The organism is Streptomyces sp. NPDC031466 (assembly GCF_055581265.1).
In genome coordinates this window covers 410,207-431,003 of sequence record NZ_JBVIJT010000008.1, presented here as the reverse complement: position 1 = coordinate 431,003, position 20,797 = coordinate 410,207, and the positions used below count along the sequence as shown (strand labels likewise).

Here is a 20,797-nt window from a genome sequence, read left to right as displayed (position 1 = left end):
TGCGCACCAATATTGGCCTCCACCACTGGCATGACCGGCGGCGGCGCGCGGAACACCCGCTTCCGCGGTCGTACGCTGGCCGTGATGACCCCTGACGCGCACACCTCGCCCACCCCGCTCCCCCGCGTCGCGGCCGCCCTGCGGCGCCTGCCGCCGTCCTGCGGCCCGGTGCGGCTGATCGCCGTGGACGGGCACGCCGGCTCGGGGAAGTCGACGTTCGCCCACCGCCTGGCCGGGGTGCTCGGCGGGGCACCGGTGCTGCGGCTCGACGACCTCGCGAGCCATGGCGAGCTGTTCGGCTGGACGGAGCGGGTGCTGCGGCTCGTGGCACCGCTCTCGCGCGGCGAGAGCGCGCGCTATGCGGCGTACGACTGGCACGAGCGCCGCTTCGGCGCAGCACAGGAGGTCCTGCCGGCCGCGCCCGTGGTGATCGTCGAGGGGGTCGGCGCGGGCCGCCGCGCGCTGCGGGCGCACCTCGCGGCCGCGCTGTGGATGGACGTGCCGCGTGCGACGGCGTGGCGGCGCGGGCGCGAGCGGGACGGAGCGGCCCAGCGGGACTTCTGGGACGGATGGGAACCGGCGGAACGCGAGCACTTCACCGAGGACCCTTCCCGGCCCTTCGCCGACCTTCTGGTACGACAGTGCCCCACGGGATACGTGGTGGAGCCGGGACCCAGTGGGACACCGGTCGGATCGGAATTCATCACTCAGGGTGACGGGTCGTCGGCGGTCCGCTGAACCTTCCGGAGGCCGCTTCCGCATGGCCCCGCCAGTTTCCATGAGTGCCCCAACTCCGCTTGACCCAGGGGCCTTACAGGACTTACGTTCTGGATGTGCGGCCTCACCAGGCCGCCCGCAGACGCGAAGCCCCCGGTTGTTCCCCCGTGATCGGGGGCTTCGTTCTGCCCTCCGGGCCCTCTTTTCGGCCGCTGCGAGCCGCCATTCGCTCACCCTCGGTCACCATCGCTCGCGCTCCCCGACGGCCTTTTCCGGCCGATCCGGCGGTGCGGCACCCTACGGCCGACCGCTCCTGCGCAGGTACGATGCCTATCGGTGCGCCTTTTCGGACGGCTGCTCTGCGCGCCTGATCAACTCCCGTCCACAGCACGGCGGTTCAGCGCAGTGGCCGACGGGCACCGGCCCGGTGGTTCGCAAACGGGGGCACGGTTTGTGGGGGACGTGATGGACTTCGACGCGGTGGGCTCACCCGCACCGGCCGACCTCGCCTGGCTGCGGGGCGTCGACGCCTACACGATGGGCGCCTACCCCCAGGCCGAGGAGGAGTTCCGCACGGCGGTGCGGATGGATCCGGGGATGGCCGACGGCTGGCTCGGCCTGCACGCGCTGCGCGTCGACACGACGACGGCGCTGCTGCGGATGTTCCAGCACCGGGACAGGTTCGGGGAGCAGCGCACACGGCACACCCGCACCCTCAACTCCTGGTACTGGCTGGGCTGGTGGGTCCAGCCGGTGCTGGAGAGCGCGCGGGACCTGCTGCTCGCGCACGCCTCGCACTGGCTGGACGGCCGGCACGTCCCCGAGCTGGACCGGGCGCTCGCGGGGCTGCCGCCCGTCGACGCGGATCCGCAGGTGCGCTTCCTGCACGCCTGCCGCGCCTATCTGGTCAAGGACTGGGAGCAACTGGTGCGGCACACCGACCCGCTGATCGACGACCCGATGCTCGGCATCGAGGCCGGCCTCTTCGGCGGCATGGCCCGGGTGCGCCTGGAGATGTACGGGCAGGCCGAGCCGCTGCTGTCCGCCGCCCTGATGCGCTGCCGCAGCGAGCAGCCCCAGCGCAAGGAGCTGCGGTACTGGCTGGCCCGGGCCCACGAGGGCACCGGCCGCTCGGCCGCCGCCCTGCCCCTGTACCGGGCCGTGCACCGGGTCGACTCCTCCTTCATGGACACCTCGGCGCGGCTGGCGGCGATCTCCGAGGGCGACGGCTACGACGAGGCGGCCGATCTGGCCGCCGCGATCAGCCTGGCGGGCGGCGGCCAGGACGCGCTGGAGGGCCCCGACGGCATCGACGTCCTCTTCGGCACCGAGGGCCGCGACGTGAAGGTCACCGACCCCGAGCCGTCCCCGGGAGGCGGCCCGCCGGGACCCGGCGGACCGGCGGGGCAGAACAACGGACCGGTGGGACCGAACGGCCCCGGCCGGTCCGAGGCCGACGCCGTCCGCGAGAAGGCGATCATCCCGATCACGCCCGGCCCCGCGCAGCCGGCCCCGGGCACCACCGATCCGGCGCTCCTCGAGGCCGCCCTGTCCGAGCTGGAGGGCATGGTCGGCCTGGAGCCGGTCAAGCGCCAGGTCAAGGCGCTCTCGGCGCAGTTGAACATGGCGCGGCTACGGGCCGCGCAGGGCCTGCCGGTCCAGCCGCCGAAACGGCACTTCGTCTTCTCCGGCCCCTCGGGCACCGGCAAGACCACCGTGGCCCGCATCCTCGGCCGGGTCTTCTACGCGCTGGGGCTGCTCGGCGGCGACCACCTGGTGGAGGCGCAGCGCGCCGACCTCGTCGGCGAGTACCTGGGGCAGACCGCCGTGAAGGCCAATGAGCTGATCGACTCGGCGATCGGCGGCGTCCTCTTCGTCGACGAGGCCTACTCCCTGTCCAACTCCGGCTACGGCAAGGGCGACGCGTACGGCGACGAGGCCCTCCAGGTCCTCCTCAAGCGGGCCGAGGACAACCGCGATCACCTCGTCGTGATCCTCGCGGGCTATCCCGAGGGCATGGACCGGCTGCTCGCCGTCAACCCGGGTCTGTCCTCGCGCTTCACGACCCGCGTCGACTTCCCCTCGTACCGCCCCCTGGAGCTGACCGCCATCGGCGAGGTGCTGGCCGCCGACAACGGCGACAAGTGGGACGAGGAGGCGCTCGAAGAGCTGCGCTCCATCAGCGGGCACGTCGTCGACCAGGCCTGGATCGACGAGCTGGGCAACGGCCGCTTCCTGCGCACCCTCTACGAGAAGAGCTGCGCCTACCGCGATCTGCGGCTCTCCGGCTATCCCGGCGAGCCGGACCGCGAGGACCTGTCGACGCTGCGGCTCCCCGATCTGATGCAGGCCTACGGAGAGGTGCTGTCGGGGCGGGGGCCGCGGGACGCGCCGGGGATGTGAGCCCCGGGCGCGGCCCGCCGCCCACCGGTGAGCCGGGTCAGCCGACGAGGGCGCCGTCGAGCTTCTCGCGGGCCCCCTTGGTGTCCTTGGCCCTGCGGGGCACGGTGACGCGGTGCGCGGGGTCGCGGACCTTGCCGACCAGGAGTTCCAGGACGTCCTCCAGGGCGACCAGGCCGAGCACCTTGCCCGAGGCGTCGGCGACCTGCGCCAGATGGGTCGCGGCGCGGCGCATCACGGTCAGGGCGTCGTCCAGCGGCAGTTCCGCCCGCAGCGTGGTCATCGGGCGCCAGACCTGCTGCGGCACCGCCCGGTCGGTCTCCTCCAGGTCCAGTACGTCCTTGACGTGGAGGTAGCCCATGAACGCGCCGTTCTGCGCCTGGATCGGGAAGCGGGAGTACCCGGTGCGCCCGGTGAGGTCGATGACCTGGCCCGGGGTGACCGAGGCGTCGACGCTCACCAGGGAGGCACGGTCGAGCAGGACGTCCGTCACCGGGCGCGAGCCCAGTTCCAGGGCGTCCTCCAGGCGCTCCTGCTCCTCGGGGTCGAGCAGGCCCGCCTGGCCGGAGTCCTCCACGAGGCGGTTGAGCTGCTCGCTGGTGAAGACCGCCTCGACCTCGTCCCTGGGCTCCACCCGGAAGAGCCTCAGGACGAGGCGCGCGCACGCCCCGAGGGCCGCCGTCACCGGCCGGCACAGCCGGGCGAAGGCGACCAGGCCCGGGCTGAACCAGAGCGCGGTCTTCTCGGGCGCCGCCATCGCGAGGTTCTTCGGGAGCATCTCGCCGACGACGAGGTGCAGGAAGACGACGACCGCGAGCGCGATCACATAGCCCAGGGGATGGACCATGCCCTCGGGCAGGTGGACCGCGTGGAAGAGCGGCTCCAGGAGGTGCGCGACGGTCGGCTCGGCGACGGCGCCGAGCGTCAGGGAGCAGACGGTGATGCCGAACTGCGCGGCCGCCATCATCTGCGGCAGGTGTTCGAGGCCGTGCAGGACCTGGCGGGACCGCTTGGTCCCCAGGGGCTCGATCTGACTGCGGCGCACGGACACCAGCGCGAACTCGGCGCCGACGAAGAAGCCGTTGGTGAGCACCAGGAGCACGGCGAAGAGGAGTTGCAGCAGGCTCATCGGCTCGCCTCCGCGGCGCTCGCGGCGAGCGGGGCGTCCGCCGTCACGGCGATCCTGACCCGCTCGGCCCGGTTGTGCCCGACCTGGCGCACCGAGAGCCGCCAGCCCGGGAGTTCGGCGCGGTCACCGGGGGCCGGGATGCGTCCGAGCAGGTCGGCGACGAGGCCCGCGACGGTTTCGTAGGGCCCCTCGGGCACGTCGAGGCCTATGCGCTGCAAGGTGTCGACACGGCAGCCGCCGTCGGCGTCCCACGCGGGTCTGCCGTCCTCGGGCGGCGCCGCGCACAGCTCGGGCAGGTCGTGCAGGTCGTGCTCGTCGCGCACCTCGCCGACCAGCTCCTCGACGATGTCCTCCAGGGTGACCACCCCGGCCGTGCCGCCGTACTCGTCGACGACGACCGCGATGGGCTGCTCGCTGCGCAGCCGTCCCAAAAGGGGCTGCACGGGGAGGGTCTGGGGGACCAGGAGCGGGGACTGGGCGATGCGGCTCACCGGAGTGCGCAGCCTCTCGTGCGCGGGCACCGCGAGGGCGTCCTTGAGGTGCACCATGCCGACGATCTCGTCGATCCGCTCGCGGTAGACGGGGAAGCGGGACAGGCCGGTGGCGCGTGTCAGGTTGACCACGTCCTCGGCGGTCGCCGACGACTGGAGCGCGCTGACCTTCACGCGCGGCGTCATGACGTGCTGCGCGGTCAGCTCGCCGAGGGAGAGGGTGCGTACGAACAGGTCGGCGGTGTCCTGCTCCAGGGCGCCGGCCCGGGCCGAGTGGCGGGCCAGGGAGACCAGTTCGCCGGGGGTGCGGGCCGAGGCGAGTTCATCGGCGGGTTCGACGCCGAGGGCGCGCACCAGCCGGTTGGCCACGGCGTTCAGGAGGGCGATCACGGGCCGGAAGAGCCGCGAGAAGGCGTGCTGCGGGCCCGCGACGAACCGCGCGACCTGCAGCGGCCTGGAGACCGCCCAGTTCTTGGGCACCAGTTCGCCGACGACCATCTGCACGGCGGAGGCGAGCAGCATGCCGACGATCACGGAGACCCCGCCGACGGCGCCCGCGGGGACGCCTAGCGCCGTGAACGGGCCCGCGAGCAGGTGGGCGAGGGCCGGTTCGGCGAGCATGCCGACGACGAGCGAGGTGATGGTGATGCCGAGCTGGGTGCCGGAGAGCTGGAAGGACAGCTCCTTGAGGGCACTGACGACCGTGCGGGCCCGGCGGTCGCCGTCGGCCGCGGCCTTCTCCGCGTCGGGCCGCTCGACGGTGACGAGACCGAACTCGGCCGCCACGAAGAAGCCGTTGGCGAGAATCAGCAGGAATGCCGCCGCGAGGAGGAGCAAGGGGACTGTCATGCCGCCGCCCCTCCGGTCGTTCGGTTCCCGGTGTGTCGGGAGAGGGCGGCGCAGGTACTACAGGACGATCCGTCCATCGCCGGAGGGTGTCACTCCTCGGGTAGCAGGAGCCCCTGGGGCCGAGGCGGGCCCGGCAGGGGCGGGGCGGCATACCTTGCGTGCCCCGCCACCAGATTAATCAGAACGTCAAGACACTGCGCGCGATGTCAGTCGCCCGGCGGTGTGCGGGCGTCCACGAGCGCGCGCAGGGCCCGGGAGTCGGCGATGGCCTGCTGCCTGGCGATGCCGGGCTGGATGCCCAGGGCGGGCAGGCTGGTGCCGTCGCTGAGGTTCAAGAACACCCAGGGGTCGCCGGGGCGCAGGGTGACCTGGATGATCTCGGCCCAGGCCAGGCGCCTGCTGGTCGCGATGTTGACGACGGTCACGCCGGACTCGTCGGCGACCACCTTGGGCCTGCTGAGCAGCATGAGCACGCCGAAGAGCAGCGCGCCGGTGAACACGAAGCTGGTCCGCTCCCCCGCGCTGAGGTGGGGCAGCAGCAGGGCGATCACCGTGAGGACCACGAACATCGCGGCCCCGGCGGTGAGCATGACGACCCGGGTCCGCTTGGGGCGGAAGGTGACGGGCAGGGCGGGAAGGTCGGACATGAGGTGCGGGCTCCGGCCGGTTCAGAGACGGCAGGCGTGGATGGCGGTGGTCAGGATGGCCCGCGCGCCGAGGGCGTACAGGTCGTCCATGACGCGCTGCGCCTCCTTGGCGGGGACCATGGAGCGCACGGCCACCCAGCCCTCGTTGTGCAGCGGGGAGATCGTCGGCGATTCGAGGCCCGGGGTGAGGGCGACGGCCCGCTCCAGGTGCTCGGCGCGGCAGTCGTAGTCCATCATCACGTACGACCGGGCGACCAGGACGCCCTGGAGGCGGCGCAGGAACTGCTGCACCTTGTCGTCGTCGCCGTCGGCGCCGGCGCGCCGGATGACGACCGCCTCGGACTTCATGATCGGCTCGCCGAAGACCTCCAGGCCGGCGTTGCGCAGGGAGGTGCCGGTTTCCACGACGTCCGCGATGACCTGGGCGACGCCCAGTTCGATGGCGGTCTCGACGGCGCCGTCGAGGTGGACGACGGAGGCGTCGACGCCGTGGTCCGCGAGGTGCTTGGCGACGATGCCCTCGTAGGAGGTGGCGACGGTCTTGCCGGCGAGGTCCTCGATGCCGTGGGCGGTGCCCGGCTTGGCGGCGAAGCGGAAGGTGGAGCGGGCGAAGCCGAGCGGCAGGATCACCTCGGCGTTCGCCCCGGAGTCGACCAGCAGGTCCTGGCCGGTGATGCCGATGTCCAGCCTGCCCGCCGAGACGTAGATCGCGATGTCCTTGGGCCGGAGGTAGAAGAACTCGACCTCGTTCTCGGGGTCGACGAGGACGAGTTCCTTCGACTCCTTGCGCTGCTGGTAGCCGGCCTCATGGAGCATCGCCGACGCAGGTCCGGACAGTGAACCCTTGTTGGGGACGGCGATGCGCAGCATGAGGTCGGATTCCTTTGCGTGAAGGGGTGTTGAGCCGGCTCGGATGACGTGCGGCTCAGAGGTGGGCGTAGACGTCGTCGAGGGAGATGCCGCGGGCGACCATCATCACCTGGACGTGGTAGAGCAGCTGCGAGATCTCCTCGGCGGCGGCTTCCTTGCCCTCGTGCTCGGCGGCCATCCAGACCTCGGCGGCCTCCTCGACGACCTTTTTGCCGATGGCATGGACGCCCTTGTCGACCAGCTCGGCGGTGCGGGAGGTCGCGGGGTCGCCGTTGGCGGCCTTGTGCTGGAGCTCGGCGAAGAGCTCCTCGAAAGTCTTCTTGGACATGATGCCGTTCACTCTACGCGCCCGGGGGGCGCCCCTCAGCGCCAGGGCTCGGAGACGGTGCGCAGCGTGGTCGCGGTGGCCACGGCCGCGGTGACCGCTTCGTGCCCCTTGTCCTCGCGGGAGCCCTCGATGCCCGCGCGGTCGAGGGCCTGCTCCTCGGTGTCGCAGGTCAGCACGCCGAAGCCGATGGGGACGCCGGTGTCCACGCAGACCTGGGTGAGGCCCTGGGTGACGCCCTGGCACACGTACTCGAAGTGCGGGGTGCCGCCGCGGATGACGACGCCGAGCGCCACGATCGCGTCGTAGCCGCGTCCGGCGAGGACCTTCGCGACGACCGGCAGCTCGAAGCTGCCCGGCACGCGCAGGACGGTCGGCTCGCTGATGCCCAGCTCGCCGAGGGCGCGCAGGGCGCCGTTCACGAGGCCGTCCATGACCTTCTCGTGCCACTGCGCGGCGATCACCGCGACCCGCAGGTCTCCGCAGTTCTTCACACTCAGTTCGGGTGCGCCCTTGCCGCTCACGTGCTTCTCCTTCGGGTCCGTTGACAGCAGTCGTGGAAAGTAGGGGTGCTTACTGGTTGCCGCAGGGCGAGACGCCGGGGGTGTCCAGCCAGGGCAGGTCGTGGCCCATCCGGTCCCGCTTGGTGCGCAGGTAGCGGAGGTTGTGCTCGCCGGCCGTGACGGGCATCGGCTCCCGTGCGGTGATCCGCAGGCCGTGCCGCAGGACGGCGTCGGTCTTGTCGGGGTTGTTGGTCATCAGGCGGACGCTGCGCACCCCGAGGTCGTCCAGGATCCGCGCGCCCGCGCCGTAGTCCCGGGCGTCGGCGGGCAGACCCAGCTCCAAATTGGCGTCGAGGGTGTCGCTGCCGCGCTCCTGGAGTTCGTAGGCCCGCAGTTTGGAGAGCAGGCCGATGCCGCGCCCCTCGTGGCCGCGGAGGTAGACGAGGACGCCGCGTCCTTCCTCGGTGATGCGCCGCATGGACTCCTCCAGCTGCGGGCCGCAGTCGCAGCGCAGGGAGTGGAAGACGTCGCCGGTCAGGCACTCGGAGTGGAGCCGGGCCAGGACGTCCTCGCCCTCGCCGAGCTCGCCGTGCACGAGGGCGACGTGCTCGACGCCGTCGACGGTGGAGCGGTAGCCGTAGGCGGTGAAGTCGCCGAAGGCGGTGGGCAGCTTGACCTCGGCCTCGCGGCGGACGGTGGGCTCGCTGGAGCGGCGGTAGGCGATCAGGTCCGCGATGGAGATGATCGTCAGTCCGTGCTTGCGGGCGAAGGGGATCAGCTCCGGCAGGCGGAGCATCTTGCCGTCCTCGCCCGCGATCTCCACGATGGCGCCGGCGGGGCGCAGGCCCGCGAGGCGGGCGAGGTCGACGGCGGCCTCGGTGTGGCCGTCGCGGGCGAGCACGCCGCCGGAGCGGGCGCGCAGCGGGAAGATGTGGCCGGGCCGCACGAAGTCGTCGGCGGCGGCCGTCCCGCGGGCGAGCAGTTGGAGGGTGGTGGCGCGGTCGGCGGCGGAGATGCCGGTGCTCACGCCGTGGGCGGCGGAGGCGTCGACGGAGACGGTGAAGGCCGTGCTCATCGACTCGGTGTTGTTCTCGACCATCTGCGGCAGGCGCAGCCGGTCGAGTTCCTCGGCCTCCATGGGCGCGCAGATCAGGCCACGGCACTCGCTCATCATGAAGGCGACGATCTCGGGGGTCGCCATCTCGGCGGCGACGACGAGGTCGCCCTCGTTCTCGCGGTCCTCGTCGTCGACGACGACGACGGGGCGGCCCGCGGCGATGTCGCGGATGGCCTGCTCGACGGGGTCGAGGGACAGGTCCTCGACGTCGTCCGTGCTGTACCGGACAGGTGCCGTGGTCATGCCGGGGCTCCTTCGATGACGTGCTGGGAGGCCGCCGCGCGGGAGCGCAGCCACCAGTCGCGCATGCCCCACAGGACGAGGGCGAGGTAGACGACGTAGACGAGGCCGGAGAAGGCCAGGCCGCTGCTGAAGGCGAGGGGCACGCCCACGACGTCCACGAGCAGCCAGGCGAACCAGAACTCGACGAGGCCGCGTGCCTGGGCGACCATCGCGGCGAGCGTGCCGACGAAGATGTAGGCGTCCGGCCAGGGGTTCCAGGACAGCGAGGGCACGGCGGTGAACAGGGCGCCGACGGCCAGCGTGCCGACGGCGGTGCCGCCGAGCAGGATCCCCCGCTCCTTCCAGCTCGCGAACCGGATGGCGATGGAGCCGTCCTGCGCCTGCTGCTTGCCGCGCGTCCACTGCCGCCAGCCCCACAGCGCGACGCCGATGACGAGGAACTGCTTGCCGACGCCGCCGGACAGCTCCGCGGCGGCGTACGCGGCGACGAGGATGACGCCGGACAGGAACTGGGCGGGCCAGGTCCATATCGAGCGTCGCCAGCCGAGGGCGAGGGCGATGAGGCCGACGGTGTTGCCGATCATGTCGGACCACATGATGTGCTGGTCGAAGGCCGTGAAGGCCTCGCTGTTGAGCCAGTTCACTTGGTGGCCTCCCGACCGGGGGCGTGGGCGCGGTCACCGAGGAGGCGCTCCACGTACTTGGCGATGATGTCGACCTCGACGTTGACCGGGTCGCCGGGCTGCTTGATGCCGAGGGTGGTCAGCGCGAGGGTGGTGGGGATCAGGCTGACGGTGAAGAAGTCGGGGCCCGCGTCGACGACGGTGAGGCTGACGCCGTCGACCGTGACGGAGCCCTTCTCCACGACGTAGCGGGAGAGGTCGGCGGGCAGGGAGACCTTGACGATCTCCCAGTTCTCGGAGGGCTCGCGCTCCAGGATCTCGCCGGTGCCGTCGACGTGGCCCTGCACGATGTGCCCGCCGAGGCGCGCGCCGACCGAGGTGGGGCGCTCCAGGTTGACGCGGGAGCCGACCGTGAGCGCGCCGAGGCTGGAGCGCTTCAGGGTCTCCGCCATGACGTCGGCGGTGAATTCGTCGCCCTCGTGCTCCACGACCGTCAGACACACGCCGTTGACGGCGATGGAGTCGCCGTGGCGCGCCCCTTCGGTGACCACGGGGCCGCGCAGGCGGAACCGGGACGCGTCGGGGAGGTTCTCGACGGCGGTGATCTCGCCCAGCTCTTCGACGATTCCGGTGAACACGTCAGTGCTCCTTCGCTACGGGGGTCGCGGTGATGCGCAGGTCGGGTCCGAGGCGGACGGTCTCGCTCACGTCGAGCCGCAACGCTTCGGTGATGGTGGTGATTCCGCCACCGGTCAGGGCGGTGGGGCCCGCGCCCAGCAGGACGGGGGCGAGGTAGGCGACGACGCGGTCGAGGGCTCCGGCGGCGACGAAGGCGCCGGCGAGGGTCGGGCCGCCTTCGAGGAGCACGGAGCGCACTCCGCGCCCGTGGAGGACGTCGAGGAGGGCCGGGATGTCCAGACCGTGCTGGGTGCGCGGGAGCCGGACGGTCTCGGCGCCGTGCCGGGGGCGGGCGTCCTCGGCCACGGCGATCAGGGTCGGCGCCGCGCCGTCCAGGACGCGGGCACCCGGCGTGACGGCGGTGCCCCGGGTGTCGACGACGACGCGCAGCGGCTGGACGGCGCCCGCCACGTCCCGCACGGCGAGGTGCGGGTCGTCGGCGCGCTGGGTGCCGGAGCCGACGACGACGGCGTCGCTCTCGGCGCGCAGCCGGTGCACGTCGGCGCGGGAGTCGGCGGAGGTGATCCAGCGGCTCGAACCGTCGGCGGCGGCGATCCTGCCGTCCAGCGAGGCGGCGTACTTCCAGGTGACGTGGGGGCGGCCGAGGCGTACGGAGGTGAGCCAGGCGGCGTTGCCCCGCGCGGCCTCCGCTTCGAGCAGGCCGGCTTCGACGGAGATGCCGGCCGTACGGAGCGTCCGCGCGCCGCCGGTCGCGGTGGGGGTGGGGTCGCCGACGGCGTAGACGACGCGGGCGATCCCGGCGTCGATGAGGGCCTGCGCGCAGGGGCCGGTACGGCCGGTGTGGTTGCAGGGCTCCAGGGTGACGAGCGCGGTGCCGCCGCGGGCCCGCTCGCCGGCCGCGCGCAGGGCGTTGACCTCGGCGTGCGGGCCGCCCGCGCGCTGGTGCCAGCCCTCGCCCGCGACCTCGCCGGACGCGTCGAGCACGACGCAGCCGACGACGGGGTTGGGGCTCGTGGCTCCGAGACCGAGCGCTGCGAGCTCGACGGCGCGCCGCATGGCGGCTGCTTCGGCTACGGCGGTGGCCACCGGGTCCTCCTGCCTCTTCGGGCACGGACTCCGGGGCTGTCGATGGCGACGACACGTACGGGCAACGGCATCCACAGACACGTCGTCGCCGAAAGAGACCTGTCCCCGGGAGGTCCCAGGAACCGCCCCTGACCGAGGCCAGGAACAAGCCAAGTCGGCGGCGTGCACAAGATGCCCGCCCGCCGCGCACTGCCTCCCATCCGGACTTTCACCGTCGGTCCAGGAATTTCACCTGGTCAACCGACCGCTGGAGGCGGCCGGGTCGCGGACTGTAACCGCCGGTTCGGAATTACACCGACCCCGGAGTGCGCTGCTTGTGGTACGAGGCCAGTGTGCCACGCCTGATCGTGGGCCAGGCGAGTGACCGGCTGTGGGCTGGCTCACAGGGACGGCCATCGATCTTGCGTTCAACAACTTGGTCCAGACCTATTGACCGACTGGTCTAGTCCTCTTAATCTCTGCGTCACCTCCCAGGAGCCGGAGCCGACGGTGTGCGCACGCCGGGCCCCAGACCGTTCCACCTCTGTACCGGCTGTGCTGTTCCGCCCGTCCGCGTTCCACCGTGCCCCTGGAGGCCCCCTTGCCGTCCCTCGACCGCGCGAGATCCACCGTGCTCGCCACCGGCGTCGCCGTCGCCGGAATGCTGCTCGGCATGGTGTCCGGAGGCGTCTCGCACGCCGCCGACGACGCGTCCTGCCGCCCCGACGGCCTCTACCGGACGCCCGGTGTCGACGTCCCCTACTGCTCCGTGTACGACAGCGCCGGCCGCGAGAAGATGGGCGCCGACCACCAGCGCCGGGTCATCGGCTACTTCACCGGCTGGCGCACCGGCAAGAACGGCGAGCCCGCCTACCTCGCCTCCGACATCCCGTGGGAGAAGGTCACCCACGTCAACTACGCCTTCGGGCACATCGACAAGGCCAACAAGCTCTCCGTGGGCTCCGACGGCGAGAAGAACGCCGCCACCGGCATGACCTGGCCGGGCGTCGCGGGCGCCGAGATGGACCCCGCGCTGCCGTACAAGGGCCACTTCAACCTGCTCAACAAGTTCAAGAAGCAGCACCCGGACGTCAAGACGCTCATCTCCGTGGGCGGCTGGGCCGAGACGGGCGGTTACTTCGGCGACGACGGTGAGCGCGTGAAGTCCGGCGGCTTCTACTCGATGGCGACCAACGCCGACGGCTCGGTCAACCAGGCGGGCATCGACACCTTCGCCGACTCAGCGGTCGCCTTCATAAAGAAGTACGGCTTCAACGGCGTCGACATCGACTACGAGTACCCGACCTCGATGAAGGACGCGGGCCACCCGGCCGACTTCCCGATCTCCAACGCCCGGCGCGGCGGCCTGGTCAAGGGCTACGCGGCGCTGATGAAGTCCCTGCGCGAGAAGCTCGACAGGGCGGGCGCGGCGGACGGCAGGCACTACATGCTGACCGTGGCGGCGCCCTCGTCCGGCTATCTGCTGCGCGGCATGGAGACCTTCCAGGTCCAGAAGTACCTGGACTACGTCAACATCATGTCCTACGACCTGCACGGCGCCTGGAACGAGTACGTCGGTCCGAACGCCTCGCTCTTCGACGACGGCAAGGACGCGGAACTCGCGGCGGCGGGCGTCTACGGCAGCCAGCAGTACGGCGACATCGGCTACTTGAACACCGACTGGGCCTACCACTACTTCCGCGGCTCGATGCCCGCGGGGCGGATCAACATCGGCCTGCCGTACTACACGCGCGGCCACAAGAACGTGCAGGGCGGCACCGACGGACTGTGGGGCAAGGCGGCGGCGAGCACGTGTCCGGCCGGTTCGGGCCTGACCAAGTGCGGTGACGGCGCGGTCGGCATCGACAACCTGTGGCACGACAAGGACGACAACGGCAAGGAGTCCCCGGCGGGCTCCAACCCGATGTGGCACGCCAAGAACCTGGAGAAGGGGATCGTCGGCGACTACGTCACCAAGTACGGCTTCCCCGCGGACACCAAGCTGACCGGCACCTACGCCCGCAAGTACAGCTCCTCGCTGGTCGCGCCGTGGCTGTGGAACGCGGAGAAGAAGGTCTTCCTGTCCACGGAGGACGAGGAGTCGGTGGCGAAGAAGGCCGACTACGTGGTCGACCGGGGCATCGGCGGCACGATGGTCTGGGAGATGGCGGGCGACTACCGCTGGAACGCGGCCAAGGGCCAGTACGAGATGGGCGACACGCTCACCTCGCTGATGCACGACAAGTTCAAGGCCGCGAAGCCGTACGGCGCGAAGGTCGCGAACAAGGAGATGCCCGCCAAGGCCGTCGACATCGGCGTGGAGTTCGGGGACTTCAAGCTCGGTGACTCCAACTACCCGATCACGCCCAAGGTGAAGATCACCAACAACACGAAGACAGCACTGCCGGGCGGTACGGAGTTCCAGTTCGACTACGCCACCTCGGCCCCGGGCAACGCCTCCGACCAGTCGGGCTTCGGCACGAAGGTGGTCAGCAGCGAGCACACCGGAAGCAACGTCGGCGGTCTGAAGGGCGACTTCCACCGGGTCTCGCTGAAGCTGCCCGCCTGGCAGTCGCTGGCCCCGGGCGCCTCGGTGGACCTGTCGTTCAACTACTACCTGCCGGTGTCGACCCCGTGGAACTGGACGGTGAACATCAGCGGCACGACGTACGCGCTCACCGGCGACCTGGCGCGCGGCACCACGGTCGTCGAGCCGGGCACGGGCACCGGCCCCACCGACCCGCCGGGGCCGACGGACCCGCCGCAGCCCGGCGCGTGCACGGCCCCGGCCTGGAGTTCGTCATCCGAGTACGGCTCCGGGACGACCGTCTCGCACAAGGCGCACACCTGGAAGGCGAAGTGGTGGACGAAGGGCGATGAGCCCGGCGCCGGCGGTCAGTGGGGCGTCTGGCAGGACCTCGGCGCCTGCTGACCGCCGCTCGACCCGGCCCGCCGCCCCGCCTCACCGGCCGGGCGGCGGGCCGAACAGTTCGTCCTGGGCCGCGTCGCGGGCGGCGAGCAGCGCGCCGCGCGACACCGCCGAGTCGCCGAGGACGCTCGCCCGGACCTCGGTGCGCAGGGGCGACATGGCGGTGACGCGGTCGGTGACCCGCTCGGCGAGCGCGGCGCCGCCCGCGCGGCCCACCTCGCCGCCCAGCACCACGCAGCCGGGGTCCAGGATCGCGGCCATCGCGGCGGCGCCGACGGCGACCCGGTCCGCGACGGCGTCCAGGAAGGCGTCCGCACCGGTCCCGACGGCACGGTGCACCACGTCGGCGGCGGTCAGGCCGGGGCCGGACAGGCCGTGCTCCGCGCCGAGTTCCCGCAGCGCGGCGGCGCAGGCCAGCGAGTGGAAACCGCCCTCGCAGCCGGTGGCGGAGGGCAGCGAGCCCGTGCCCGGCACCGGCAGGAAGCCGATCTCGCCCGTGCCGCCGGAGGCCCCTCTGCGCAGCACGCCGTCGAGCACGACGGCGGCGCCCACGCCCTCGCCGAGCCAGAGCAGCACGAAGGTGTCCCGGTCGTGCGCGGCGCCCTCGCGCTGTTCGGCGCGGGCCGCGAGGTTGGTCTCGTTCTCCACCAGGACCCGCGCGCCGAGCCGCTCCTGGAGGGCGCCGGGGAGCCGGCGGTGCCAGGCGGGCAGGGACGTCGTGTCGTGCAGCTCGCCGGTGGCGGGGTCGATGAGGCCGGGCGCGCCCATGCCGACGGTGTGCAGCCCCCGGGCCCCGCTCTCGCGTACGGCGTCCTCGACGAGCGCGAGGGCGCTTTCGACCGCGGCGGCGGTGTCGCCGCCGATGGGCGCGCGGGCCTCGGCGAGCCGCGCCCCCAGCAGGTCGGTCACGACCACGCGGACGCCGTCGGTGCGCACGTCGAGCGCGGCGAGGTGGGCACGGTCGGCGACGATCCCGTAGAGCCGGGCGTTCGGGCCGCGCCGCTGGGCGCCCGCCTCGCCCACGACGGTGACGAGACCGGCGCCCTGGAGGCGCTCGACGAGGTCGGCGACCGAGGGCCGGGACAGGCCGGTGAGCTGCTTCAACTGGCCCGCGGTCAGGGGGCCCTCGCTCTGCAGGAGGCCCAGTGCGAACCGGTCGTTGATGGCCCGGGCGGTCCTCGGTGAGGCAGGCATGCCGCGATCCTTCCACAGAGCGCTTCTATTTATCAGGCAGGGTTCCTGATAGTTTACGTCGCCGTATCGGGGCACATCTCGGGAGGGGCGGATCGGTGATGGGTGAAGTGGTCCACGACAAGAGGCGGCTGCGGCGCGCGCGGATCGCCGTGGCCGCCGTCTTCTGTGTGCACGGCGCGGTCACCGGCTCCTTCGCGACCCGGGTCCCCTGGATCCAGGAGCACGCCTCGGTCAGCGCCGGTCTGCTCGGCCTGGCCCTCGCCTTCCCGGCGATCGGCGCCTCCCTCGCGATGCCGCTCGCGAGCCGGATCAGCCACCGCTTCGGCGCGCGCAACGCGCTGCGCGGACTGCTGGCGCTGTGGACGCTCTCGCTGATCCTGCCGTCGCTCGCGCCCAACCTGCTCACGCTCTGCCTCGCGCTCTTCGTGTACGGCGCGACGTCCGGCATGTCGGACGTCGCGATGAACGCGCTCGGCGTCGAGACCGAGACCCGCATGCAGAAGTCGATCATGTCGGGCCTGCACGGCATGTGGAGCGTGGGCGCCCTGATCGGCTCGGCGGCCGGCACGGTCGCCGCCCATCTGGGCTCGGACGCCCGGCTGCACCACGCGCTCGCCGCCGCCGCGCTGACGGTGCTCGGCCTCGCCGCCTGCCAGGGAGTGCTCGACCTCCAGGCGGCGCCCGAGGAGGAGGCGCCGCCGCGGTTCTCGCTGCCGCCCAAGTCGGCGCTGCTCATCGGCGCGGTGGGCTTCTGCGCGGTCTTCGCGGAGGGCGCGAGCCTGGACTGGTCGGCGGTCTACCTGCGGGACGTCCTGGACACATCGGCCGGTGTCGCCGCCGCGTCCACCACCGGTTTCACGCTCACGATGGCCGTCGCACGGCTGGCGGGCGACGCGGTGGTGGACCGGTTCGGGGCGGTGCGCACGGTGCGGGCCGGCGGGGTGCTCGCGGCCCTCGGCGGGCTGCTCGTGGTCTTCGCGACCCATCCGGTCATGGCCATGGGCGGCTTCGCCCTGCTGGGCCTCGGGATCGCCGTCGTGGTGCCGCTGGCGTTCGCCGCGGCCGGGCGCAGCGGCCCGAACCCCAGCCAGGCCATCGCGGGCGTCGCCACCATCACGTACACCTCGGGTCTCATCGCGCCCTCCGCGATCGGCACGCTGGCGGACGCGACGAGCCTCGTGGTCTCGTTCGGCCTGGTGACGCTGCTCGCCTTCGGCCTCGCGGTCTTCGCGGGCGTCCTGCGCACGGACGGCCGGGCAGCGGCGCCGGCCCCGAGCGCGCAGCCGACCGGAGAGAAGTCGCACTGACGTCGCATTAACATGGCGTCGATCATTTCGGGCCACGCGCGAGACGCTGCGCGGCCCGGTCCAGCGCACAGAAAGCGACACTCACCATGGATCTCGGCGTGCGCTGGAAACTGCACGGCGACGGCCGTACACCCGCCCCCGGCGCGGTCGTGCGGCCCGACGAGCGGCTCTCGTGGCCGCGCACCTTCGGGCTCGGCGCGCAGCACGTGGTGGCCATGTTCGGCGCGTCCTTCGTGGCGCCCGTGCTGATGGGTCTCGACCCGAATCTCGCCATCATGATGTCGGGTGTCGCGACCGTCATCTTCCTGCTCGCCACGCGCGGGCGGGTGCCGAGCTACCTGGGCTGTTCGCTCTCGTTCGTGGGCGTGGCCGCGGTCATCCGGGCGCAGGGCGGCTCCAGCGCGACGGTCACCGGCGCCGTCCTCGTGGTGGGCGCCGTGCTGTTCCTGGTGGGGCTCGCGGTGCAGAGGTTCGGGGCGCGGATCATCCACGCCGCGATGCCGCCGGTCGTGACCGGCGCGGTCGTCATGCTGATCGGCTTCAATCTGGCGCCCGTGACCGCCTCGACGTACTGGCCGCAGGACCAGTGGACGGCTCTGCTGGTGATGCTGTTCACCGGTCTGGCCGTGGTGTGTCTGCGCGGCTTCTGGTCACGTGTCGCGATCTTCCTCGGCCTGGTCTTCGGCTACGCCGTCTCCTGGGTCTTCGACCAGGTCTTCGGCGCCATCCACTCGGCGGACGCCTCCGGCAAGGTCGTCGACCACTGGCGCCTGAACCTGTCCGGCGTCGGCAAGGCCGACTGGATCGGCCTGCCCTCCTTCCACGCGCCGAGCTTCGAGTGGTCGGCGATCCTCGTGGCGCTGCCCGTCGTCATCGCGCTGGTCGCGGAGAACGCGGGCCACGTCAAGGCCGTCGGCGAGATGACCGGCGACAACCTCGACGACAGGCTCGGCACGGCGATCTCCGCCGACGGCGCCGCCTCCATGCTCTCCACCGCGGTCGGCGGCCCGCCCAACACCACGTACTCCGAGAACATCGGCGTGATGGCGGCGACCCGCGTCTACTCCACGGCCGCGTACTGGGCGGCGGCCGCCTTCGCGCTGCTCTTCGGGCTGTGCCCCAAGTTCGGCGCGGTCGTCGCGGCGATCCCCGGCGGGGTGCTCGGCGGCATCACCGTCATCCTGTACGGCATGATCGGCCTGCTCGGCGCGCAGATCTGGCTCAACGCCGGGGTGGACCTGCGCAATCCGCTGAACCTCGTGCCGGCCGCCGCCGGCATCATCATCGGCGTCGGCGGTGTCTCGCTGAAGATCACCGACAACTTCGAGCTGAGCGGCATCGCGCTCGGCACGATCGTCGTCATCACGGGCTACCACGTGCTGCGCGCGTTCGCCCCGCCGCACCTCAAGTCCCAGGAACCGCTGCTGGACGCGGGCACGTCGACGTACGACGAGAGCGACGCGACGGACGAGAGCGACAGGACCCGGTAATCGGGTGGACAGGGCGCGCACCGCTTGACTACCGTGCCCGCCATGTCCAGCCCCGAGGCGTCAAGACTGCGGCCACCGGTCCTCCGGTGGCTTCCCGCGCCGTCGCACTGACACCTCGGCCGTACGCGACTTCCCCCTCGGCCGTACGCGACTTCCGCGCCGCCACCGGATCACCGCCCCGTGCCCTGATCCCGGCGTTTCCTCGTGGTTGCGGAGTCCTGCTGTGCCCTTTGCCCTCTACCTGCTCGGCCTTGCCGTCTTCGCGCAAGGCACTTCCGAGTTCATGCTGTCCGGTCTGGTGGCGGACATCGCCCGGGACCTGGATGTCTCCATCCCGTCCGCGGGCCATCTGACCTCGGCTTTCGCCATCGGGATGATCGTCGGCGCGTCACTGATGGCCGTCGCGAGCCGCCGTTTCTCGCGGCGCGGCGCGCTGTCGGCGTTCCTGGTCGCCTTCTTGCTGGTGCATGTCGTCGGCGCGCTCACCACGAGCTTCGCCGTGCTCCTCGCCACCCGTGTGGTGGGCGCTCTCGCCAACGCCGGCTTCCTCGCGGTCGCCCTGGTGACCGCCACCGCCATGGTCGAGCCGGACGCGAAGGGCCGCGCGACATCGGCCCTGCTCGGCGGGGTGACGGTCGCCTGCGTCGCGGGGGTGCCCGCGGGTGCGCTGCTCGGCGAGGTGTGGGGGTGGCGCTCCGCGTTCTGGGCCGTGGCCCTCCTCTCGGTGCCCGCCGTCCTCGCGATCGTGCGGGCCGTGCCGAGGGGGGCGCCGGACACCACCGGGCCGGGCGTGTGCGGCGAGCTGCGCGCGCTGCGTGACCCACGGCTGCTGGTCACCCTGCTGCTCGGCGCGCTGGTGAACGGTGCGACGTTCTGTACGTTCACCTATCTCGCGCCCCTGGCCACCGAGGTCACCGGGCTCGGCTCCGCCTGGGTGCCGATGGTGCTCGCGCTCTTCGGCATCGGTTCGTTCGCCGGGGTCACCCTGGCGGGCCGCGCCGCCGATGTACGGCCCGTACCGCTCCTGGTGTCCGGCATGGTGGCCCTGCTGACGGGCTGGGTCCTGTTCGCGGTGACCGCCGCGCACCCGGTGGCCGTGGTGGTGCTGGTCCTCGTGCAGGGCGCGCTGTCCTTCGGCGTGGGCTCGACGCTGATCTCGCAGGCCCTCTACGCGGCGGGCGACGCACCCCAGCTGTCGGGCGGCTTCGCCACCGCCGCCTTCAACGTGGGCGGCGCGTTCGGTCCCTGGGCCGGTGGTCTGGCGATCTCGGCGGGGCTCGGCCACCGTTCACCGCTGTGGGTGAGCGCGCTGCTCGTGGCACTGGCGCTGGTCACCGGAGGCGTGGCACTCGTCCTGCGGCGGCGGGCCCCGGCGGGCGTCGGCGCCCCCTTCGGCGCCCGCTCGTAGCCGGGCGGCGGGGTCCCTCGTTTCGGGGAAGCGACCGGTGCGCCGAGGGCCCGGTCGGGCCGGGCCTGGGACCCTGCCCCCATGGCGCAGGTGGAGCGGTTCGCACAGACACGGGCCCCGGAGCGCGGGGGCGACGGCATGGTGACGCAGAGGTCCGGGCCGACCGGCCCGCCGGCGCGCACACCGGAGGTCGACAGCGTCCTGGCACGGATGCGCGCGCTCGGCGACGACTGGCCGCCGCACGACGGGGTGGCCGTCTTCCACCGCGTCTACCTCTCGGTGACCGAGGAGGTCGGGCGGAGCATCGGTCTGGGCGCCTTCCCCGACACCCGGGCCGCGGCCACGCTGGGGGGCCGGTTCGCGCGGCGTTACCTGGCCGCCGTCGACGCCGCGTCCGACGGCCGCACACCGCCCGCCTGCTGGCGCCCGCTGTTCCAGTACCGGCGCCATCCCGGCGTACGCCCGCTGCAGTTCGCCCTCGCGGGCATCAACGCGCACATCGGCCACGATCTGGCGCTCGCCCTGCTGGACACCTGCCGTGCGCTCGGCTGCGCGCCGGCCGATCTGGAGGACGAGTTCGACCGGGTGGGCGACATCCTCGTATCGCTGGAGGAACACATCCGCGAGGAGCTGATGCCCGGCCCCGACCTCCTCCAGATCAGCGATCCGCTGACCCATCTGGCGGGCTCCTGGAGCCTGGAGCGGGCCCGCGACGGCGCGTGGGCGGCGGCCCGCACCCTGTGGGCGCTGCGGGAGTTGCCCGGCGTCGCCGAGGAGTTCACGCAGCGCCTGGACGGGGCGGTGGGCCTGGTGGGGCGCATCCTGCTCACCCCCCTGCCGGACTGAGCGCG

The 20,797-nt window shown here is 72.3% G+C and carries 18 protein-coding genes and 1 riboswitch; of the genes, 7 read left to right on the top strand and 11 right to left on the bottom strand.

The genetic code is table 11. The features are described 5' to 3' along the window. Positions 1 to 84 precede the first annotated feature (84 nt). Entirely contained in the window at positions 85 to 738 is a 654-nt protein-coding gene (locus ACZ5GP_RS22270) for a uridine kinase family protein (protein WP_468752476.1), read from the top strand. A 444-nt stretch (positions 739 to 1,182) separates the two neighbouring features. Beyond that, complete coding sequence (locus ACZ5GP_RS22265) at positions 1,183 to 3,120, top strand: AAA family ATPase (protein WP_468752475.1); 1,938 nt, start codon at positions 1,183 to 1,185, stop codon at positions 3,118 to 3,120. A 37-nt stretch (positions 3,121 to 3,157) separates the two neighbouring features. On the opposite strand, the gene ACZ5GP_RS22260 is transcribed toward ACZ5GP_RS22265, so the two are convergent. From ACZ5GP_RS22260 to ribD, 10 genes are all read right to left on the bottom strand, one after another. Continuing rightward, positions 3,158 to 4,246, bottom strand: coding sequence for a hemolysin family protein (locus ACZ5GP_RS22260; protein WP_468752474.1), 1,089 nt, complete (start codon positions 4,244 to 4,246; stop codon positions 3,158 to 3,160). Continuing rightward, on the bottom strand, positions 4,243 to 5,586 hold the full coding sequence (locus tag ACZ5GP_RS22255) for a hemolysin family protein (RefSeq protein ID WP_468752473.1): 1,344 nt from the start codon (positions 5,584 to 5,586) through the stop codon (positions 4,243 to 4,245). Before ACZ5GP_RS22255 ends, ACZ5GP_RS22260 begins: the two co-directional genes overlap by 4 nt. Positions 5,587 to 5,792: 206 nt before the next feature. Then, positions 5,793 to 6,233, bottom strand: coding sequence for a PH domain-containing protein (locus tag ACZ5GP_RS22250; protein ID WP_468752472.1), 441 nt, complete (start codon positions 6,231 to 6,233; stop codon positions 5,793 to 5,795). Between the two features lie 21 nt (positions 6,234 to 6,254). Beyond that, positions 6,255 to 7,103, bottom strand: a complete 849-nt coding sequence (hisG, locus tag ACZ5GP_RS22245; protein WP_358582275.1) for an ATP phosphoribosyltransferase — start codon at positions 7,101 to 7,103, stop codon at positions 6,255 to 6,257. Positions 7,104 to 7,158: 55 nt separating this feature from the next. Then, on the bottom strand, positions 7,159 to 7,431 hold the full coding sequence (locus ACZ5GP_RS22240) for a phosphoribosyl-ATP diphosphatase (protein WP_135330016.1): 273 nt from the start codon (positions 7,429 to 7,431) through the stop codon (positions 7,159 to 7,161). Positions 7,432 to 7,466: 35 nt separating this feature from the next. Further along, positions 7,467 to 7,952, bottom strand: a complete 486-nt coding sequence (gene ribH, locus ACZ5GP_RS22235) for a 6,7-dimethyl-8-ribityllumazine synthase (RefSeq protein ID WP_358582272.1) — start codon at positions 7,950 to 7,952, stop codon at positions 7,467 to 7,469. Positions 7,953 to 8,001: 49 nt separating this feature from the next. Then, a complete protein-coding gene (locus ACZ5GP_RS22230) occupies positions 8,002 to 9,291 on the bottom strand; it encodes a bifunctional 3,4-dihydroxy-2-butanone-4-phosphate synthase/GTP cyclohydrolase II (protein WP_468752471.1) in 1,290 nt (429 codons plus the stop codon). Further along, the gene (locus tag ACZ5GP_RS22225; RefSeq protein ID WP_468752548.1) at positions 9,288 to 9,887 is read right to left on the bottom strand and encodes a nicotinamide mononucleotide transporter family protein; all 600 of its coding nucleotides are present in this window, start codon (positions 9,885 to 9,887) and stop codon (positions 9,288 to 9,290) included. Before ACZ5GP_RS22225 ends, ACZ5GP_RS22230 begins: the two co-directional genes overlap by 4 nt. 44 nt (positions 9,888 to 9,931) lie before the next feature. Beyond that, positions 9,932 to 10,552: a riboflavin synthase gene (locus ACZ5GP_RS22220; RefSeq protein ID WP_468752470.1), complete on the bottom strand. Its 621-nt coding sequence runs from the start codon at positions 10,550 to 10,552 to the stop codon at positions 9,932 to 9,934. A gap of 1 nt (position 10,553) precedes the next feature. Continuing rightward, complete coding sequence (gene ribD / locus ACZ5GP_RS22215) at positions 10,554 to 11,609, bottom strand: bifunctional diaminohydroxyphosphoribosylaminopyrimidine deaminase/5-amino-6-(5-phosphoribosylamino)uracil reductase RibD (protein WP_468752547.1); 1,056 nt, start codon at positions 11,607 to 11,609, stop codon at positions 10,554 to 10,556. A gap of 212 nt (positions 11,610 to 11,821) precedes the next feature. Continuing rightward, a riboswitch (FMN riboswitch) is annotated at positions 11,822 to 11,952 on the bottom strand. 267 nt (positions 11,953 to 12,219) lie between these two features. On the opposite strand from ribD, the gene ACZ5GP_RS22210 reads away from it, so the two are divergent. Then, positions 12,220 to 14,550 (top strand): chitinase C-terminal domain-containing protein, encoded by a 2,331-nt coding sequence (locus tag ACZ5GP_RS22210; RefSeq protein WP_468752469.1) that lies wholly within the window; start codon positions 12,220 to 12,222, stop codon positions 14,548 to 14,550. Between the two features lie 30 nt (positions 14,551 to 14,580). Here the strand turns inward: ACZ5GP_RS22210 and ACZ5GP_RS22205 are convergent, their stop codons facing one another. Continuing rightward, positions 14,581 to 15,741 carry an ROK family transcriptional regulator gene (locus ACZ5GP_RS22205; protein ID WP_468752468.1) on the bottom strand — a complete coding sequence of 387 codons (1,161 nt, stop codon included), beginning with the start codon at positions 15,739 to 15,741 and terminating at the stop codon, positions 14,581 to 14,583. A 98-nt stretch (positions 15,742 to 15,839) separates the two neighbouring features. On the opposite strand from ACZ5GP_RS22205, the gene ACZ5GP_RS22200 reads away from it, so the two are divergent. The 4 genes from ACZ5GP_RS22200 (at position 15,840) to ACZ5GP_RS22185 (ending at position 20,792) form a co-directional block, all read left to right on the top strand. Next, positions 15,840 to 17,048, top strand: a complete 1,209-nt coding sequence (locus tag ACZ5GP_RS22200) for an MFS transporter (RefSeq protein WP_468752467.1) — start codon at positions 15,840 to 15,842, stop codon at positions 17,046 to 17,048. A gap of 86 nt (positions 17,049 to 17,134) precedes the next feature. Further along, on the top strand, positions 17,135 to 18,538 hold the full coding sequence (locus ACZ5GP_RS22195) for a uracil-xanthine permease family protein (protein WP_468752466.1): 1,404 nt from the start codon (positions 17,135 to 17,137) through the stop codon (positions 18,536 to 18,538). Positions 18,539 to 18,761: 223 nt separating this feature from the next. Continuing rightward, complete coding sequence (locus tag ACZ5GP_RS22190) at positions 18,762 to 19,946, top strand: Cmx/CmrA family chloramphenicol efflux MFS transporter (RefSeq protein ID WP_468752465.1); 1,185 nt, start codon at positions 18,762 to 18,764, stop codon at positions 19,944 to 19,946. Positions 19,947 to 20,084: 138 nt separating this feature from the next. Further along, positions 20,085 to 20,792, top strand: coding sequence for a DUF5995 family protein (locus ACZ5GP_RS22185; RefSeq protein WP_468752546.1), 708 nt, complete (start codon positions 20,085 to 20,087; stop codon positions 20,790 to 20,792). Positions 20,793 to 20,797 lie beyond the last annotated feature (5 nt).

Excerpts from the sequence above, each read along its gene's own strand:
- ACZ5GP_RS22185 (WP_468752546.1), top strand. The coding sequence starts at position 20,085 with ATGGTGACGCAGAGGTCCGGGCCGACCGGCCCGCCGGCGCGCACACCG.
- ACZ5GP_RS22260 (WP_468752474.1), bottom strand. The coding sequence starts at position 4,246 with ATGAGCCTGCTGCAACTCCTCTTCGCCGTGCTCCTGGTGCTCACCAAC.
- ribD (WP_468752547.1), bottom strand. The coding sequence starts at position 11,609 with ATGCGGCGCGCCGTCGAGCTCGCAGCGCTCGGTCTCGGAGCCACGAGC.
- ACZ5GP_RS22195 (WP_468752466.1), top strand. The coding sequence starts at position 17,135 with ATGGATCTCGGCGTGCGCTGGAAACTGCACGGCGACGGCCGTACACCC.
- ACZ5GP_RS22265 (WP_468752475.1), top strand. The coding sequence starts at position 1,183 with ATGGACTTCGACGCGGTGGGCTCACCCGCACCGGCCGACCTCGCCTGG.
- hisG (WP_358582275.1), bottom strand. The coding sequence starts at position 7,103 with ATGCTGCGCATCGCCGTCCCCAACAAGGGTTCACTGTCCGGACCTGCG.
- ACZ5GP_RS22205 (WP_468752468.1), bottom strand. The coding sequence starts at position 15,741 with ATGCCTGCCTCACCGAGGACCGCCCGGGCCATCAACGACCGGTTCGCA.
- ACZ5GP_RS22270 (WP_468752476.1), top strand. The coding sequence starts at position 85 with ATGACCCCTGACGCGCACACCTCGCCCACCCCGCTCCCCCGCGTCGCG.
- ACZ5GP_RS22255 (WP_468752473.1), bottom strand. The coding sequence starts at position 5,586 with ATGACAGTCCCCTTGCTCCTCCTCGCGGCGGCATTCCTGCTGATTCTC.
- ACZ5GP_RS22230 (WP_468752471.1), bottom strand. The coding sequence starts at position 9,291 with ATGACCACGGCACCTGTCCGGTACAGCACGGACGACGTCGAGGACCTG.
- ACZ5GP_RS22200 (WP_468752467.1), top strand. The coding sequence starts at position 15,840 with ATGGGTGAAGTGGTCCACGACAAGAGGCGGCTGCGGCGCGCGCGGATC.
- ACZ5GP_RS22225 (WP_468752548.1), bottom strand. The coding sequence starts at position 9,887 with ATGTGGTCCGACATGATCGGCAACACCGTCGGCCTCATCGCCCTCGCC.
- ACZ5GP_RS22240 (WP_135330016.1), bottom strand. The coding sequence starts at position 7,431 with ATGTCCAAGAAGACTTTCGAGGAGCTCTTCGCCGAGCTCCAGCACAAG.
- ACZ5GP_RS22250 (WP_468752472.1), bottom strand. The coding sequence starts at position 6,233 with ATGTCCGACCTTCCCGCCCTGCCCGTCACCTTCCGCCCCAAGCGGACC.